Source organism: Streptomyces sp. CA-243310, from assembly GCF_050936775.1.
GTDB lineage: Bacteria > Actinomycetota > Actinomycetes > Streptomycetales > Streptomycetaceae > Streptomyces.
Map to the genome: position 1 here is coordinate 1,005,008 of NZ_JBNJMF010000002.1, position 17,601 is coordinate 1,022,608.

General features: G+C 73.5%; 13 protein-coding genes. 4 read left to right on the forward strand and 9 right to left on the reverse strand.

Annotation, left to right across the window (positions count from 1 at the left end):
- Positions 1-38: 38 nt before the first annotated feature.
- Both ACQEVM_RS22050 and ACQEVM_RS22055 read left to right on the forward strand, forming a co-directional pair.
- Entirely contained in the window at positions 39-1,007 is a 969-nt protein-coding gene (locus tag ACQEVM_RS22050) for a DMT family transporter (RefSeq protein ID WP_433081646.1), read from the forward strand.
- Complete coding sequence (locus ACQEVM_RS22055) at positions 1,000-2,205, forward strand: aromatic amino acid transaminase (protein ID WP_433081648.1); 1,206 nt, start codon at positions 1,000-1,002, stop codon at positions 2,203-2,205. The genes ACQEVM_RS22050 and ACQEVM_RS22055 overlap by 8 nt, the downstream gene beginning before the upstream one ends.
- Here ACQEVM_RS22055 and ACQEVM_RS22060 read toward each other — a convergent pair.
- Together ACQEVM_RS22060 and ACQEVM_RS22065 are read right to left on the reverse strand one after the other, a co-directional pair.
- Positions 2,202-3,344 carry a PP2C family protein-serine/threonine phosphatase gene (locus tag ACQEVM_RS22060; RefSeq protein ID WP_433081650.1) on the reverse strand — a complete coding sequence of 381 codons (1,143 nt, stop codon included), beginning with the start codon at positions 3,342-3,344 and terminating at the stop codon, positions 2,202-2,204. The genes ACQEVM_RS22055 and ACQEVM_RS22060 overlap by 4 nt on opposite strands.
- Positions 3,345-3,464: 120 nt before the next feature.
- The gene (locus ACQEVM_RS22065; RefSeq protein WP_433085308.1) at positions 3,465-6,953 is read right to left on the reverse strand and encodes a M28 family peptidase; all 3,489 of its coding nucleotides are present in this window, start codon (positions 6,951-6,953) and stop codon (positions 3,465-3,467) included.
- A 153-nt stretch (positions 6,954-7,106) separates the two neighbouring features.
- Here ACQEVM_RS22065 and ACQEVM_RS22070 point away from each other — a divergent pair, with 153 nt between their 5' ends.
- Positions 7,107-8,066, forward strand: a complete 960-nt coding sequence (locus ACQEVM_RS22070) for a LysR family transcriptional regulator (RefSeq protein ID WP_433081652.1) — start codon at positions 7,107-7,109, stop codon at positions 8,064-8,066.
- 65 nt (positions 8,067-8,131) lie between these two features.
- On the opposite strand, the gene ACQEVM_RS22075 is transcribed toward ACQEVM_RS22070, so the two are convergent.
- From ACQEVM_RS22075 to ACQEVM_RS22105, 7 genes are all read right to left on the reverse strand, one after another.
- Positions 8,132-10,219 carry an FUSC family protein gene (locus ACQEVM_RS22075; protein WP_433081654.1) on the reverse strand — a complete coding sequence of 696 codons (2,088 nt, stop codon included), beginning with the start codon at positions 10,217-10,219 and terminating at the stop codon, positions 8,132-8,134.
- A 45-nt stretch (positions 10,220-10,264) separates the two neighbouring features.
- Complete coding sequence (locus ACQEVM_RS22080) at positions 10,265-10,681, reverse strand: universal stress protein (protein WP_433081656.1); 417 nt, start codon at positions 10,679-10,681, stop codon at positions 10,265-10,267.
- Between the two features lie 97 nt (positions 10,682-10,778).
- Entirely contained in the window at positions 10,779-12,287 is a 1,509-nt protein-coding gene (locus tag ACQEVM_RS22085; protein WP_433081658.1) for an APC family permease, read from the reverse strand.
- A 115-nt stretch (positions 12,288-12,402) separates the two neighbouring features.
- Positions 12,403-13,932, reverse strand: a complete 1,530-nt coding sequence (locus tag ACQEVM_RS22090; RefSeq protein ID WP_433081660.1) for an FAD-binding oxidoreductase — start codon at positions 13,930-13,932, stop codon at positions 12,403-12,405.
- Between the two features lie 104 nt (positions 13,933-14,036).
- Positions 14,037-15,254: an NAD(P)/FAD-dependent oxidoreductase gene (locus tag ACQEVM_RS22095; protein WP_433081662.1), complete on the reverse strand. Its 1,218-nt coding sequence runs from the start codon at positions 15,252-15,254 to the stop codon at positions 14,037-14,039.
- A gap of 4 nt (positions 15,255-15,258) precedes the next feature.
- Complete coding sequence (locus ACQEVM_RS22100; RefSeq protein ID WP_433081664.1) at positions 15,259-15,756, reverse strand: hypothetical protein; 498 nt, start codon at positions 15,754-15,756, stop codon at positions 15,259-15,261.
- A gap of 102 nt (positions 15,757-15,858) precedes the next feature.
- Positions 15,859-16,308, reverse strand: coding sequence for a GNAT family N-acetyltransferase (locus ACQEVM_RS22105; RefSeq protein ID WP_433081666.1), 450 nt, complete (start codon positions 16,306-16,308; stop codon positions 15,859-15,861).
- A gap of 252 nt (positions 16,309-16,560) precedes the next feature.
- Between ACQEVM_RS22105 and ACQEVM_RS22110 the strand changes: the two genes are divergently transcribed.
- Complete coding sequence (locus ACQEVM_RS22110; RefSeq protein WP_433081668.1) at positions 16,561-17,535, forward strand: NADPH:quinone reductase; 975 nt, start codon at positions 16,561-16,563, stop codon at positions 17,533-17,535.
- Positions 17,536-17,601 lie beyond the last annotated feature (66 nt).

A 17,601-nucleotide genomic window follows, 5' to 3' on the forward strand; every position in this document is an offset into this window, starting at 1 on the left:
GTGGTCGATTCCGGCCCCCTCATGCTGGAGGAACCCCCTTGGCCACGCAGAGCATCCCGTCCGCGACGGCTCCCCCGCACCCGTCCGTCGCGCGCCGGCTCTCGCCACAGGCGCGGGGCACGGCGGCGCTGGTGGTGACCGTGCTGATCTGGGCCGCCTTCGCCCTCAGCGCCCGGGCCCTGAGCACCTCGTCCCTGCTGCCCGCCGACGCGGCCCTGCTGCGGTTCGGCGTCCCGGTCCTGGTCCTGGCGCCCGCGTTGTGGCGGCGGCGCGCCCGGATCGCGGCCGTGCACCCGGCCGCCGCCGCGAAGATCGTCTGCGGGGCGGGCGTCCCGTTCTTCCTCGCCGCCATGCAGGGCGGCTCGCTGACCTCGGCGGCGTTCGTCGGGTCGATCGTCCCCGGCATGGTCCCGCTGTTCGTGTCCGGGCTGATGGTCGCCGGCGGGCGCGGGATGCCCCGAGGGACCCAGGCGGCCGGACTGGCGCTGATCGCCGCCGGGGTCGGGGCCCTCGTCTGGCGCCACGTCGTCCCGGTCAACACGGACGTGCTGGCCGGCTCGGGGTTGCTGCTGGTGGCGAGCGGGCTGTGGGCCCTGTACACGGTGGGCCTCAAGGAGGTCGACCTCGACCCGGTCGGATCGATCGGTCTGCTGTGCCTTCCCTCGTTCACGGTGATCGGTCTGCTGGTCCTCACGGGCGTGCTCCCCACCGCGATGGCCTCGGCGGCGGGCGGCGACATCCTGCTGTTCCTCGTGGTGCAGGGGCTCGGGGTCGGGTTGTGCGCCGGCCTGCTGTACGCCTACGCCATCCGGGCGCTGGGCGCGGAGCGCAGCTCCGTCGTCGGGAGCCTGAGCCCGGTCGCGGTGGTCCTGCTCGCCATACCCCTGCTCGACGAGTCGCCGACGCTCGCCGTGCTCGTCGGCGTCCCCCTCATCACCGCCGGCGTCGTCCTCGCCAATCGGCGCTCGCGCCCCCGATCCCAGCCCGAGGTCCCCGCAGATGCTTGAGCTCCTCCTCCCGCCGCCCGTCGATCCGCTCTGGGACCTGACCGAGGCGTTCTGGGCCGACGCACGTCCCGAGCGGCTGAACCTCGTCCTCGGGGTGTACCGGGACGAGACGGGCGGCACGCCCGTGATGGCGGCCGTACGCGAGGCCGAGATACTCCTGGCGGAACGTTCCGCCTCCAAGGAGTACCGCGGTCTGTCCGGCAACACCGCCTTCAACCGCGCGATGCTGTCGCTGGTGCTGGGGCCCGGTTCGGGCGCGGCCGAGGCACCGGTCGAGCGGGCCGTCGCGGTGCAGACCGTCGCGGGCAGCGGGGCCCTGCGCCTGCTGGCCGACCTGATCTGCCGGACCCGTCCGGGCACCACCGTGTGGATCAGCGATCCCGCCTACGTCAACCACCGGCCCATCCTGGAGGCGGCCGGGCTGAACGTGCGGACGTACGCCTGGGTGGACGCCGAGGGTCGCCACGACAGGGCCGGGATGCTGGCGGACCTGGCGGGGGCGCGCCGCGACGACGTCGTGCTGATCCAGGGCTGCTGCCACAATCCCAGTGGCGTGGACCCGTCCCTCCGGGACTGGGAGGAACTGGCCGCGCTCGCGGAGCGTGCCGGCTGGGTTCCGTTCGTCGATCTGGCGTACCACGGGCTCGGCGACGGCCTGGAGGCCGATCTGGCCCCGACGCGCATGCTCGCCGAGCGGGTGCCGGAGATGCTCGTCGCGATCAGCTGCTCGAAGAACTTCGGCCTCTACAGCGACCGCACCGGTTGCGCCGTCGTCATCGGTTCCTCCCGCGCCTCGCTGCGGCACGTGGAGACGGCCCTCCAGAACGCCGCGCGCACGCTGTACTCGATGCCGCCGGAGCACGGGGCCGCCATCGTGACGGCGGTCCTGGAGGACGAGGGACTGCGGGCGACCTGGCGGGCGGAGTTGAACGCCATGCGCGGCCGGATCACGGACAACCGGCGGGATCTGGTCGCGCGCCTGGCGGCGCTCGGCTGGGGCCCGCAGGCCGACGTGCTGGCACGCCAGAAGGGCATGTTCTCGATGCTGCCGCTCGACCCGCGCCAGATGCTGCGGTTGCGCAGCGGATTCGCCGTGTACGGGACCACCTCGGGCCGGATCAACATCGCGGGCATCCCCTCGCACCGGGTGCCCTGCCTCGCGCAGGGCGTCGCGGCCGTGCTGGCCGAGTCGAACTAGGCCCTGTCCGGCTCGACCCCGGGGGCCAGGCGTTCCACGGCGACCATCGCCGCGTCGTCGCCCAGCCGGCCCCCGGGCGAGTGCCGGAGCAGGTCCGCACACAGCCGGCGCAGCAGGGCTTCCGGGCCTGCCGCGCCGGGGCGGGCGGTGGCGGCCCGGTCCTGGAGCGGGTAGAAGGCGCCGGACGCGTCGCGGGCCTCGATGACGCCGTCCGTGTAGAGCAGCAGGACGTCCCCCGGTTCGAAGGCGAAGGACTGCGCGGTGTATCCGGAGTCCACGAGTTCCGCGAGACCCAGCGGCGGCGCCGGGTGCGCCACCTCCAGCGCGACGACCCGGTCGCCGCGCAGCAGCAGCGGTGGCGGGTGCCCGCAGCTGACGATCTCCACGGTCGTGCCCCGGTCCGGGACGTGGACCACGGCGGCGGTGGTGAACCCCTCTCCGGCCGGCCGGCCCGGCGCGCCGTCCTCCTCGTCCCTGTCGGCGGCGACGGCGGCGTCCAGTCGGGCGACCAGATCGGGCAGCCCGGCGTCCAGGTGGGCGGCGGCCCGGAACGCGCCGAGCACGACGGCCGCCTCCCCGACGGCGTCCAGGCCCTTGCCCCGGACGTCCCCGATGAGCAGACGGGTGCCGTGGGCGGTGCGGGCGGCCGCGTACAGGTCGCCGCCGATCAGGGCCTCGGCCTCGGCGGCCAGGTAGACGGACGCCACGCGCAGCGGCCCCATCCGTTCGCGCAGGGGTCGCAGGACGACCTCCTGGGCGGCCTCGGCGACCGAACGCAGCTGCGTGAGCTGGGCCTCGTGGGCCTCCCGCAAGTGGGCGAAGAAGGTCACGAAGGCCGAGATCAGGATCAGGGCGATGATCTGGAAGGTGTGGTTGAGGTCCGTGAGGGTGGTCCGGCTGACCGCGACCACCACCTGGGCGAGCACGGCCACCGCGCCCACGATGCCGGTCGCCCGGGGCCCGGCGAAGGAGGCCGTGAGCGCCGGGGCGGCGACGAGGAAGGGGCCGAGATGGACCTCGGGGGGCGCCAGGACGTCCACCAGGGTGACGATCGCGATCAGGGCGAACGGGACCGCCAGGAGCGCCGGGCGCGGTTCCCCGTGCCGGCGGGGGCGCGGGGGCGGCGGCCGAGGGTCCATGTCTCCTGCTTACACCGCCCGTGTTCCTCCCGCGCTGTGGCGCGGACGCCGCGGAGCGGCACGCCCCCCGACCCGCGGGTCGGGGGGCGTGCCGCTCGGGGGCGGGTGCCCGGGCGGGCGTCAGCTCACCTGGAGGGTGACGTCGTCCACCACGAAGGAGGTCTGGAGGGACTGGTCCTCGACCCCCTGGAACTGCAGGGTGACGGTCTGGCCGGCGAACCGGGAGACGTCGTAGGTCTTCAGGGCGTAGCCGGAGTTCGCGTCCACGTTGGACAGCGTCTCCAGCGTCTGGCCGCCCACCGAGACCTTGAAGGTGTCGTAGACGACGTTCTCGTTCTCGTCGGTGTCGATGTGGAGGTAGAAGGACAGTTGGTGGACGGAGCAGCCCGCCGGGATGCTCAGCGACTGGGAGGCGCTGTCCGTGCGGCTGGTGCCCCAGCCGTTCAGCCATGCCTTGTACGAGCCGCCGTGCGGGGTCTGGCCGGCCTGGTTGGTGATGACGCCCGAGGAGGCGGTCCAGGGGCTGGATCCGTTCTCGAAGCCGCCGTTGACCACGACCTGGCGCGGGGTGCAGGTGCCGCCGCCGCCCCCGACGGTCAGGGTGTAGGTGGTGCTGTGGCTGGTGGTGCCGGTACCGGTGACGGTCAGCGTGTACGTGCCCTGCGCGGTGCCCGCGCCGACCTGTACGGAGAGCGTCGAGGACTGGCCGGACTGGACGGAGGTCGGGCTGAGGGTGGCGCTGACGCCGGAGGGCGCGCCGGACACGGACAGGGCGACGGTCTGGGCCGCGCCGCTGACGGTGGTGGTGTTGACTGTGGAGGTGACGCTGCCGCCCGGGTTGGCGGAGCCGGCCGCCGGTGAGGTGGCGAGGGAGAAGTCCTGGGCGGGGGTCTCGCCGCCCACGGCCTGCTTCCAGATCGCGTAGGCGACGCCGTCGGCGCTGCGGTCGAGGACCGTGGCGCTGATGTTGTTCGTGGTGTCACAGGCGCTGTGGTAGCAGGAGTCGTACGCGGAGTTCGCGGTGCCGCCCCACTTGGTGGCCTGGGCGGAGGTCTTGCGGGCGCTGGCGCCGGCCGCGTAGCCGGAGGTGGCGATGCCGCCCTGCTGGAAGGAGTAGTCGTCGCTGCGGCCCTGGCCCTCGACGTTCTCCTCGGGGGCGAGGTTCAGCGAGGTCCAGTAGGCCTTGAGGGGTGCGGCGGCGGCGGAGTTGACGTTGTTGATGAAGTAGCCGCCGTTGGTGGAGCCCACCATGTCGAAGTTGTAGTAGGCCTTGATGGCGGTGCGATCCGCGCTGCTGAGCCGGCCCACGTAGAACTCCGAGCCGTTGAGGCCCTGTTCCTCGTCGGTCCACCAGGCGAAGCGGACGTGCTTGGTCATGGTGGGGTTCTTCTGGGCCAGGACCAGCGCGTTCTCCAGCAGGGTGGCGGAGCCGGAGCCGTTGTCGTTGATGCCGGGGCCGGCCGAGACGCTGTCGAGGTGGGAGCCGAACATCACGGTCTGGTCGGCGGGGCCGCCGGGCCAGTCGGCGATCAGGTTGTTCGACGGGTAGGTGCAGGAGGTGCAGTTCTGTTCGGTGACGGTGAAGCCGGCGGCCTGGAGCTTGCCCTTCACATAGGCCAGGGACTGGGTGTAACCGGCGCTGCCGGCGCGGCGGTTGCCGCCGTTCTGCGAGGCGATGGTGTTGAACTGGGTCAGGTGCGCCTGGACGTTGGTGACGCTGATGTTCGGCGGGTCGTTGCCGGGCTGGGTGCCGCCGACGTTGAGCGTGTAGTCGACGGTGTGCGTGAGGCTCGGACCCTGGCCCTTGACCACGATGGTGGAGGCGCCGGGGGCCGCGCTGGAGTTGGCGGAGAGGGTCAGCGTCGAGGACTGGCCGGACTGCACGGTGGCCGGGTTGAAGCTTGCGGTGACGCCGGCGGGGAGGCCGGTGGCGCTGAGGGTGATCTGCTGGGCCGAACCCGTGGTGGTGTTGGTGGCCACCGAGGTGGTCACGGAGCCACCCTGCTGGACGGTGCCGGCGGCCGGGTTCAGGGCGAGCGAGAAGTCGTCGTTCTGTCCGCTCGGGGTGCAGGTCGTGTCGCCGCTCTGGGCGGGCACGCTGATGGCGTCCCAGGCCGCCTTGGTCTTGTTGAACAGGTTGCAGGTGTTCGGATCGAGCGACTTGGCGGCGCTGAGGGTCGCCGTCCGGTACTTCTTGTACGACATGCTGCTGGTCTTGAGCAGCATGCCGCCGTAGAAGATCTTGCCGGCGTTCTGGACGCCGACGCCGGTCAGGGTGCTGGAGTTGCAGGTGCTGCTGTTGGGCTTGCCGCCACCCGGGCTGGTGCCCTCGGCGAGCAGGTAGAACCAGTGGTTGAGCGGGCCGGCCGCCGCGTGCACCTCGGTGCCGGGTATCGCGGAGCTGTAGCAGGCCGGGTCGTTGTTGACGGCCGGCGGGTTGTACATGTTCCGGATCGGTCCGCGGCCCTGGAGGTTGATCATCTCGCCGACGGTGTAGTCCGGCGTGTCGTACGGGGACGGCTCGTTGATGTACGCCTCGGTGAGCGCGCCGAAGATGTCACCGGTGCCCTCGCCGAGCCCGGCCTCCTGGCCGCTGGTGCCGCCCGGGGTGTTGGAGTCGATGGCGTGCCCGTACTCGTGGGCGACCACGTCCACGCCGGCGATCCACTCGTTGGCGGTGTTGCGGCCGATGGTGACGGAGCTGCCGTCCCAGTAGGCGTTGAGGTCGCTCAGGCCGACCTTGCCGGGGAAGCTGCGGCCGTTCCCGCTGACACCGTTGCGGCCGAGCCACTGGCCGAGCATGTCCCACTGCTTCTGGGCGGCGAACATGAGGTCGGTACAGCCGGTCTCCTTGGAGGTGGCGCTGGTGCTGCCCCAGGAGTCGGACGACTTCGAGAAGACGGTGCCGGTGCTGTAGTCGGCGCAGCTCAGGCCGGTGCGGTTCGGGTCGCGCAGGGAGTAGGTGCCGCCGGAGGCGGTGGTGTCGATCGTGAGCGGGCTGGGACCGTTCCACTTGCTGGTGCCCGTGCCGGCGACGACCTCGTCGTGGCGATCGACGATCTTGCCGGTGCGGGCGTCCACGAACACGTGCAGCTTGCTCGGGGCGGTCTTCGTGCGGCCGGAGAGGACGGTCTCCCAGGCCAGGACCGGCTTGTCGTCCTTGAGTCGGACGACCAGCCGGCTGTCGAGGACCTTGTCCACCGAGGCGAGTTCCGCGCGGGAGGTGGCCTCGGCCGCGCGGGCGGGGACGGTCGGGGTGGTCGCCACGTCGATCACGGTCGTGGAGGCCGACTGGAGGGCGCGGACCCGGCCTTCGCCGTCGGCGAGGACGACCGCGTCACCACCGACGACCGGCAGGCCGCGGTAGCTGCGTTCGTAGGCGACGGAGTACAGGTCCTGCACCCAGGGGGTGACCAGGCGCCGGTCGTACTGCTGTTGGGGAGAGTTGACGAGGGTGTCGAGTCCGCTGCGGACCGCCGCGTCGGCGGCGGCGACGGCCCGGGCGGCGGATCTCGGGGGTTGTCCCTGCTGCTGGGGCGTGGCCGAGGCGGTGCCGGCCAGCGCGCCGGCGAGGCTCGCGGTCAGCGCCATGGCGGCCACGGACGCCATCCATCTGGTGGGCTGCAAGAGTCCACTCCGATCGTGTGTGTGGGGGGTCTGGCTGCGCCGAGTATGGGCGTGGACATGGCGAGATTGGGACATCCCTGCCGGCATAAGACCCGCGTTATGGTGCGGTGGGGTCACCCTGCGTAAGCTGCCCGGATGCAGCTGGAGTTGAGGCACCTGCAAGCCGTCTGCGAGATAGCGGAGGCCGGCAGCCTGGGGGGCGCGGCGCGGCGACTGGGGATCTCACAGCCGGCGCTCTCGGCCCAGTTGCGCAGGATCGAACGGGTCACCGGCGGCGAACTCTTCGTCCGGGGCCGACACGGCGTGGAACCGACCCCGCTGGGCGAGTTCGTGCTGGCCAAGGCCCGCCGGGTCCTCCACGAGATGGACGCGCTCGGCGCGGACGCCCGGGCCATGTCGACCGACGACCCGCTGCGGCTCGGTTGCATCATGCTCGTCCTGCTCGACGGCCTGCTCGCGCGCACCGATCTGGCCCTGTCCGGGCGGGAGATCACCGTGGACCTGGAGGACTCGGTCACGGCCCTGGTGCGCATGCTGGGCGCCGGCCGCTACGACGTCATCGTGTACGGCGAGGTCAACGACCACGTGGTGCCGCTGCCCGCCGGGGCCGTGGTCCGGACCCTGGTCCCCCGGGAGCCCTTCTGCATCCGGATGTCCGCCCGGCACCCGCTGGCCCGGCGCGACGAGCTCGAACTCGCCGATCTGGCCGACGAGCAGTGGATGACGCTCGTGGAGGACGACGACGGCGGCCCCGAGGCGCTGATCGAGGCCTGCGCGAAGGCGGGCTTCGTCCCGTCACTGCGCTACCGGATCATCGACCGCCAGATGCGCCACGACCTGATCGCCGCGGGCCGCGCCATCGCGCTGAGTCAGCCCACGGCCCCCGTCGTGGACGGCACGGTCATGCGCCCGCTGGTCGGCACCCCGATCATCGGACGCATCCGGCTGGCCTGGAACCGCTCCTCGGTCTCCGCGCTCCAGGCGGACGTCCTGTACCGCGCGGCGGCGGGCTCGTACCTCGCCAACATCGACAACCACCCCTTCCACCGGGCCTGGTGGGACGCTCATCCGGAGGCCCACCCGGCCCTCGACTGAACCGGGCCGGCGATCGAACCGGGCCGGCGGGACCGGGGACGAGCGGGACGGCGCGCCACGGGCAGTCAGCGGGCGGCGGCGATCCGCGAGGACGGGTCCGTGTCCAAGAGCGCGAGGTCGGCGGTGAGGTTGTCGAGCCAGGCCATGGCCGCGAAGAACACCGGTGCCGCCGTGGCCGGTTCGGGACGGCGCAGGGCCCGCTCCGGCGGCGCCGACGCGGGCCTGGGGGCCCCGGCGCGGTCGGCCGCCTCCCGCAATCCGGCCGCCACCCAGGTTCCGTACTCCCGGACCCCGGCCGCCTCGACCGGCCCGAGCGGCAGGCCGTCGGGGCTGTCGAGGACCCGCCGGGAGCCCCAGAGCACGTGGTGGCCGACCATCAGCGCGGCCTGCCAGTCCTGGTGGGGCGCGGCCGGCCGTTGGCGTTCGGTCTGGTACTGGGCGAACGCCGTCTCGGCCATGGTCAGTGCGTGCCGCACCCGCATGTCCTCGGGACCGGGCGGCGCCCCCGTGTCACGGGTGGTCACCTCGACGTCGTCCGCCGCCGTCCGCAACAACTCGGCGACCGCGCGCTGGAGTTCGTCGTGGGCACCGCGCGGCCAGGCCAACACGCCGCAGACGATGCCGATCACGCTGCCGATGAGCACGTCCAGGAAGCGGACCTCGGCCAGTTGCCAGGTCACGGGCGACAGTTGGGCGAAGACCATGGCGACGACCAGGGTGAACATCGCCTGCGCCCAGCCGACGCCTTTGACCGGACCGACGATGAACGTGACCAGCATCAGCGGCGGCAGCATGACCTCGTAGACGGTGGTCGCCTCGCCCGCGAGTGCGAGCACGGTACCGGCGGCGAGCGCGCCCAGGCTGGTGCCGATCAGGGCGGTCCGTACGGTGCCGCGGGTGGCCACGGCGGTGGTGCGGGTCAGGCTGACCACCGCGAGCATCGCCCAGAAGCCGTGCGGGAGCGAGTCGACCCCGGCCACGGTGCGGGCGACGGCGAGGGCCACGGCGAGCCGGACGGCGTTCTGGAAGTGCACGGACCTCGGACCGCTGTGCCCGGCGATCCGGTGCCACCACAGTCGGGCCGTGCTCTGTCGGGCGTACCAGAAGCGGTCCGCCGGGTCGCCTTCCCGCACGGCCGCCCGTCCGTGCACGGCGAGTTCCGCCGCCGTGCGCAGCACGAGCGCGGCGTCGGCGACCTCCAGCAGCGCGGCGTGCCGGGGGCCGGAGCCCGGCTCCGAGATCGGGGTGTCGGCGAGTTCGGCCCGCAGCCTCCACAGGGGCACGGAGTCGGTCGGGGGCGGGCTCTGCTCGCGCAGCAGGACGGCGGTGCCTTCGGCCGACTCGCGCACGGCCCGTACGACGCGCAGGCCGGGCATTCGGGCGGGCGCCCCCGCCACCGGCGCGGGCAGGTTGCGGAGCCGGGCCAGCAGGGTGCGGGCCGCGAGTCCGGTGTGGGCGAGCGCGCGCTCCCGTACGCCGGGGCCGGCGGGCCGTTCCGCCTCCGGGACCAGCGAGGGGCGCAGGGTCTCGGCGACGGCCTTGGACCGTCCGGCCTCGGCGGCGGGCAGGGTGTGGGGCGGGCGTTCCAGGTCGGTCGCACAGCGGGCCGCCTCGTCGGCGGCGTCGGCGGCCCGGTCCCGGTAGCCGGGCACGCGCGGGTCGGGCAGGACGTACCACTCGGCGAGGACCAGCAGGAGCAGTCCCACGAGGGTGCCGACCAGCCGCTCCCCGAGGTCGTCCGGGGCGTACGGCGGGAAGCTCGGCAGGATGTACATCAGCTGGAGCCCGGGGGCCGCGCCGGCCGGGCGGGGCCCGCCCGCGGCGGCGAACGCCAGGCAGAAGCCGATGACGAGCATGCCGGCGACAGCGGTCCAGGTCCGCACGGCGAGGAAGGTGCCGATCACCACCAGCACGCAGGTCACGGGCAGGACCCGCACGATGACGACGGCCCGCTGCCGGCCGGTGCCGGGGATCCGGGACAGGCCCGCCAGGGCGACGGCGGCGAAGAGGGCGTAGGTGGCGCCGGCGGGCCGGTCCAGGCCGTACAGCAGCCCGTAGAAGGCGAGGCAGGCGGCGAGGGTGACCCGGACGGACCGGCGCGCGGCCGCCGGCACGGCGCCGGTGCCCGTCCGGAGTTCCTCCAGGGCTCGCACGGTTTCAGCGTCGCACGGCCGGCGCCGGCCGGACATTCGGAGGCGTCACTGCTCCGTCGGGACACACAGCACGGGGACCGGCGACAGGTGCAGCAGCTTGTGCGGTGTGGAGCCGAGCAGGGCGCCGCGGATCGGGCTGTCCCCCCAGGTGCCGACGATGATCACCCGGGCCCCGTGCCGCTCGGCGGCTTCGAGCAGGGCCTGGGCGGGCTTGTCGTCGACCACCTCCACCGTCGAGGGGACACCGGCCTCGTCGGCGGCCTCCACGGCGTGCGCGAGGGCGCTGCGGCCCGCCTGGCGGACGGCTTCGCGGTGGGCCCGGTACTCCTCCCCGGTGGCGCCGGGCGCGTTCGCCCCGTAGACCAGCACCAGGGGTTCGCCGAAGGCGGTGGCCACCTCCAGGGCCACCCGCAGGGCACGTTCGGCGCCGGGTGATTCGTCGTACCCGAGGACCACGGACATGGGAGGCCTTCCGCTTCAGGGCTGTTCGGGCTCAGGACTGTTCGGGCTCAGGACTGCTTGGGGTCAGGGCTGTTCCGGGTTCGGGGCTGTTCCGGCCTCAGGGCTGCTTGGCGTGGACGAGCGCGGGATCGGCGACGCCGCGTCGCTCCTGCCAGAACCGGCCGTCCCGGAGCCGCCAGAAGCACATGACGAGGACGCCGACGACGGCGATCCCGATCCCGATGACCAGCGGCGGTCCCAGTCCGAACCAGGAGACGCCGCCGGCCGAGTTGGCCGGGTTCGCCATGTCGCCGATCGACTCCACGAGCAGCCAGGACAGCAGGGCGGCGCCGACCAGCGGGCCCAGACCGATGAGCAGGAAGTTGTGCAGGCTCTCCGTCAGGTGGCGCCGGTAGTAGATCACGCAGGCCAGGCCGGTGAGCGCGTAGTAGAAGGCGATGAGCAGGGAAAGCGCCGTCAGCGAGTCCAGCAGGGCGTTCTCGCTGATCTGGTTGACGACGAGGTACCAGGCGATGGCGATGCCGGCGACCCACCAGGTGCTGACGTCCGGGGTGCGGAACCGCGGGTGGATGTGGGCGAGCCCCGGGGGCAGCGCGTGGCGGCGGGCCATGGACAGGGCGGTGCGGGAGGCGGGGATGATCGTGGTCTGGGTGGAGGCGAGGGCCGAGGTGCAGACGGCGAGGAGCACCACCCAGTCCCAGCCGCCCATCACCTCGTGGGCGAGGACCGCGAAGACGGCCTCCTCCTCCCCCGCGTTCTCGGCGAGGAAGGCGGTTCCGGCGTAGGCGACGACGGCGAAGCCGACGGACAGGTAGGTCACCAGCAGCACCACGGTGGACCAGATGCCCGCCTTGCCGGGCGCGGTGGCGGAGTTCTCGACCTCCTCGGTGAGGTTCACCGCGGATTCCCAACCCCAGTAGATGAAGACGCCGAGCAGCAGTCCGCCGGTGAGGGCGGCGCCTCCCGCGCCGAAGGGGTTGAGCCAGTCGATGCTCGGTTTGATCGAGTCGAGGGTGCCGGTGCCGGCGTAGACGCGGTAGAGGGCGACCACCGCGAAGGTCAGCAGGAAGAAGACCTGGGCGATGATCAGCACGTCCTGGAGCCGCGCCGACATCTCCGTTCCGATGACGCAGACGGCCGTCATGGCGAGGATCACCACGACGGTGAGGGTCTGCCGGATCACGGGGTCGGTCGCCCAGTCGTCGAGGCCGGCGGCGAGCAGACCGAAGTGGACGGCCACGTCGGCGAGGGAGCCGATGACCAACACGCCGGTCATGGCGATGGCCCAGCCGCCCAGCCAGCCGGCCCACGGGCCCATGGCCCGGGTGACCCAGGAGAAGGTGGTCCCGCAGTCCTGGTCGACCTTGTTGAGGTAGTAGAAGGCGGCGGCGATCAGCAGCATCGGGACGAAGGACGCCAGCATCACGCCGGGTGCGTAGATCCCCGCCAGCGCCACGATCGGCCCGATGACGGCGGCCAGCGAGTAGGCGGGCGAGGTCGAGTTGAGGCCGATGACGAGCGCGTCGAGGAAGCCGATCGCGTCGGCTTTGAGCCCCGCCTCCGGGATGTCGCTCGCCGGTCCGCCGGCCGTGCCGTCCTGGGCCATGTACGCATCCTCACGCACCCGGCACCGCCGCGCGAGGCGGACGGCGGTGCCGGTGGGCCGGTCGGGCCGGGGTGGGATGGGCGGCCGGGGTGGGATGGGCCGCAGTGGGGTGGCGTCAGTCGACGGCCTGGGCGAAGCGGAAGAAGCGGTGCGGGTCGTAGGCGCGCTTGACGCTTCGCAGCCGGGCGTAGTTGCGGCCGTAGTAGGCCTCCCGCCAGTTCACGAGCGCCGGGTCCATGTAGTTCTGGTACGAACGGCGGCTGGAGTGCGGGTACAGCGTGGCGTAGCCGCCGTCGACCCAGGCCTGGGCGCGTTCGCGGTCCTCCGCGGCGGGGTCGCCGACGGGGAGGCCGACCTGGAATCCCGCCTCGAAGAGCACGTCGCGGTGGACGAACGCGGTGGCGCCGGGGGCGACCTCGTTGATCCGGCCGCCGTACGAGAACAGGCCCAGGAAGCGGAACTGGCCCGGCCGCGGATCGGTCCGGAGGACGGCGAGGGCGGCCTCGGCGGTCGCCGGGGTCCAGCGCCGGTCGAAGTACACGTTGCGGTAGGTGGCGTGGCTCTCCCGGGGCAGCGCGGCCCGCGGGGAGTAGCCGATCCGGTGGCATTCCTCGACGGTGGCGTCGGCGCAGCCGTACACCTTCATCATGGCCTGCCGGTACGGGAGCTGCGCGGCCTCCCGGCTCGTGGTCGGGCGGCCCGCCGAGGCGATCAGCCGGTCGAGGTGTCGGTTGGCGGCGGCCAGGGCGCCGACGTGGGCGCCGGAGACGACGACGGTGGGGGCGGTGCCCTCGGGTGAGTCCGCGGGCAGGATGACGAACAGCTCGGAGGCGAGTTCGCGCGGTGCGTCGGCGATCCAGTCCTGCCAGGCGAGCAGGACGTCGGCGGCGTGGGCCCCGTCGTAGGTGAGGGTGTAGACGGTCATCGAGGGCGCGTCGACGGGGCGCAGTTCCAGGTCGGTGACGACTCCGAAGTTGCCTCCGCCGCCGCCGCGCAGGGCCCAGTACAGGTCCGGGTGCTCGGCGGCGGAGGTGTCGACCACCGAGCCGTCGGCGAGGACGACGCGTGCGGAGACGAGCCGGTCGCTGCCCATGCCGAAGGCGCGCGCGGTCAGTCCGAGGCCGCCGCCCTGCACCCAGCCGCCGATGGCCACGGTGGGGCAGGTGCCGGAGCCGAGTTGGATGCCGAGGGGGGCCAGGGTGTTGAGGATGTCGACGCCCTGGCTGCCGGGGCCGAGGCGGACGGTGTCGCGGCCGGGGCGGATGCTGTTGAGCCGGGAGACGTCGATGACGAGTCCGGTGGTGGTCGAGTAGCCGGCCTGGCTGTGGCCGCCGCTGCGGACGGCGGCGTGGAGCCCGTGGTCCCGGGCGAAGCGGACGCAGTGGGCCACGTCGGCGCTGTTGGCGCAGTAGGCGACGGCCTGGGGTCGGATCGTGTCGTAGCGGGCCATCTGGAGCTGCTTGGCCAGGTCGTACGTGGGGTCCTGGGGCAGGACCAGTCGGCCGGTCAGCCGTTCGCGCAGGCGGGCGAACGGGGCGCCGCGGTCGCTGGCGAGGGCCGCGGTCCCGAAGGCGGTGCCGGAGGCGAGGAGGCCGGCGGCGCCGGTCGCGGCGCCGGCTCTCATGAGTGTGCGTCTGCTGATCATGTGGATGGCTCCCCCGGTGGGCACGGTGAGGTGGGTGTGGTGGGTCGGGTGGGTGTGGGTCGGGTGGGTGAGGTGCGGTCAGACGGGTGAGGTGCGGTGCGGGGTCAGACGGGTGAGGTGCGGCGGGTGCGGAAGGCGGGGTCCGCCTGGCGCAGCAGTTCGTCGGCGTCGTCCAGCGGGGGGCGGATCCACTGCGCGGTGAGGGTCCGCTTGAGGGTCTTGGCCTCCGCGCCGGTCATCCGTACGGTCCGCTCCCAACCCGTGGTGGACACCGCACCCGCCTCGCCCAGGTCGAGGGTGGTGACGTGGGGGGCGGGGCGGAACGGTGCGGGCGCCCGGCCGGTCAGGCTCGCGGCGGCGTTGTGCCCCGCGTGTTTGCCGAGCGGGATGGCGTACTGGCAGCTCGGTGTCACGAGGTGGTCCGGGTCGGCCCGGGCGGCGGCGGTGTCCCCCGCCGCGTACACCCCGGGAGCGCCGGGGACCCGGAGGAACTCGTCCACCTCCAGGCGTCCGATCGGGTCGCGGGCGCCGGGCACCAGCGCGGTGAGCGGGGCCGCGACGACCCCGCCGGTCCACACGACGGTGCGTGTGGACAGCACGGCGCCGTCCGAGAGGGTGGCGCCGGCGGGGGTCACCCGTTCCAGGGTGGTGGCCGGGCGGGTTTCGACGCCGAGCCGCTCCAGCGCCGCGACGATCACCGGTCGGGGGCCGGGGCCGAGGCCGGGGGCGAGTTCCGGGGCCCGTTCCACCAGCACCACCTGCACCTCGGCGGCGGCGCCGTGGGGTGCGACGATCGTGCGGAGCCTGCCGACGAGTTCGGTCGCGGTCTCCAGGCCGGTGAAGCCCGAGCCGACGACGAGGGCGGTGAAGCGGCCCGGGGTGACGGGCTCGCCCGGCAGCCCGCGCAGGTGGGTGTCCAGGGCGGTGGCGGAGTCGATGTCGTCGACGTCGAACAGCAGGTCGGCGCCGGGCAGCTCGGGCCGCACCAGACGGCTTCCGCACGCCAGGATCAACCGGCGGTAGGGCAGGACGAGTTCCCGGCCGGTCGCGTCCGCGGTGGTGACACGTCGTCCGACGGTGTCGATTCCCGTCACGGTCGCGGCGACGCGCCCCACCCCGACCGGGCCCAGGACGCGGTCGAGCGGGACCCTCATGGTGTGCGGGTCGGCCTCGTAGAGCCGGGGCCTGAGCACCAGGTCGTTCCCCGGGGTGACCAGGGTGACCGAGTGGTGGGGGGCGCCCGCCTCCCGGAGGGCACGGACGGCGGACGCGGCCGCCCAGACCCCGGCGAAACCGCCGCCGACGACGAGGATGTCCGGCATCGCGCTAGCCCTTCGCGCCGTCGGCCCGAAGGCCCGGGTCCCGGGTGATGCGGTCGAGGATGGCGTGTACCGCGTCCACGGCGTCGGCCGCCTCGCGGGCGTGTCCGGCCGCCTCACGCTCGCGTGCCGCCGTCTCTCGGGTGTGCTCCGCGTCGTACGGGTCCTCGGGCGCGGCGGGGCGGGCCGCTCCGGGGTCGGTCGGCCCCGGGGAGATCAGCAGTTCCAGCACGGCGCCGAGGAGCAGGGCGAGCCGGCCCCCGTTGTCCGCGAGGAAGCTCATCGATCCTTCCGCGAGGGCTGCCCGCAGGCGGGGCGCGGTGAGGGCGCCGTCGCCCGCCGAGGCGGTGAGCAGGAGTTCGCCGACGCGGGCCTCCAGCGCGGTCGGCGCCCACCGGGCGCTCGCGTGGTCCCGGCTCAGGGTTGCCAGCAGGGTGCGGACACGGGTGAGGGCGGCCCGCTCCGGGAGGACGGGGCGGGTCGAAGGGAGGGCGTGCGTGGTCATGTCGCCAGCGTCCCGGCCGCCGGACAGGGCGTGGCCAAGAACCGGCAAGGCGCGGGCGTGGCCCCGTCGTCGAGAGGCCGCGGTCCGGCGCGGCGGCGGGTCTCAGACCTCGCCGGCGAAGTGCAGGGCGCCGATGGTCAGGCCGTGGCGGTGGTAGAAGCGGTGGGCGCCCTGGTTGGTCACCCCGGAGTCCAGTTCCACGCGGACACATCCCTCTTCCCGGGCCCGGGACTTCAGGGCGGTCAGCAGCAGCGCGCCGATCCCGCCCGAGCGCCGGTCCGGATCGGTGACCAGGTCGTCGACGAACAGGATGCGACCGCGGCTGGTGGCGAGGACGCGGTGGGCCGCCACCCCGAGGCAGTGGCCGGTCTCGTCGTAGGCAGCGGTGAACACCAGCCCCTGCGACTGGGCTTCGGTGGCGAAGGCCTCGAACGCCCGCTCGTCGAGCGCGGGTCTCAGGGCCCGGACGAGCGGGCCGATGTCGGTGGTGACGCGCGGATCGCCGATCGGCACCTCGTGGAGCGCCGCGGTGCGCGGCGGGGTCGTGGTCATGACCGGCATCGTAGGACCGGCGGCCGGGCGACCGATGGAGCGGCGACCTCGTCCGACGTGACGTGCGGGACGGGAACGTGACGTGCCGGGTCCGGACTTGACGTGCGGGACGGGGACTTGACGGACCTCGGTGGTGCGATGCGCCGTCCGGGGACACCGAGGTGACACACCGGGGCCGGGGAGGTGACGGACCTCGGGCCGTGATCGCCTCCGGCGGCCCGGAAGCCCCGGAACAGCAGAAGAATCCGGGCCATGCGTGCTGCCTACATAGAAGAACTCGGTCCCCCCGACTCCATCCGTCACGGCGAACTGCCGCCGCCCGTTCCCGGTTCGGGTGACGTGCTGGTCGACGTCGAGGTCACCGCCGTCAACCACGTGGACACCTTCGTGCGTTCGGGTGCCTGGCGAACCCCGGTGCCGTTCCCCTTCGTCGTGGGACGGGACCTCGTGGGGACGGTGGTCTCCGCCGGTCCCGGCGCGCCCGGCTTCGCGGCGGGTGACCGGGTGTGGTGCAACAGCCTCGGTCACGCGGGCCGGCAGGGCGCCGCGGCCGAGCAGGTGGCCGTGCCCGCGGACCGGCTGTACCACCTGCCGGCGGGCGTGGATCCGGTGCACGCGGTGGCGCTGGCCCACCCGGCGGCGACGGCGCACCTCGCCCTGTTCACGCACGGTCGGGTCCGGGCCGGCGAGACGGTCCTCGTCCTCGGCGCCGCCGGGAACGTGGGGAGCGCGGCGGTGGTGATGGCCGCCCAGGCGGGTGCCCGGGTGGTGGCCGTGGCCGCCGGGCGCGACGCCGCGTACGTCCGCTCGTTGGGCGCCCGGCACTTCGTCGACTACGGCGAGGAGGACGCGACGGCCCTGATCCGGGCGGCGGCCCCGGACGGCGTGGACCTGTACGTGGACACCTCGGGCCGCAACGACCTGGAGACGGCGCTGGAGTTGCTCGCCTCCCGGGGCCGGGTCGTCGTCCTCGCCGGGCTGCGGACGCGTCCGGTGCTGCCGGCCGGCGCCCTGTACCTCCAGGACCGCTCGGTGCTCGGCTTCGCCATCTCCCACGCCCGTACGCACGAACTGGCGGACGCCGCCGCGAACATCAACCGGTTGCTGGCCGACGGGCTGCTGAAGCCGCACGCGACCGAGGTGCTGCCGCTGAGCGAGGCGGGTACGGCGCACCGTCGGCTCGACGAGGGAAAGGTCCGCGGAAAGCTCGTCCTGCGCGTCTCCTGACGCATTCCCGAATTCATGGACGCACGCCGCCACCGACCTGACGGATAGCGATTTCGGCCGTTGACC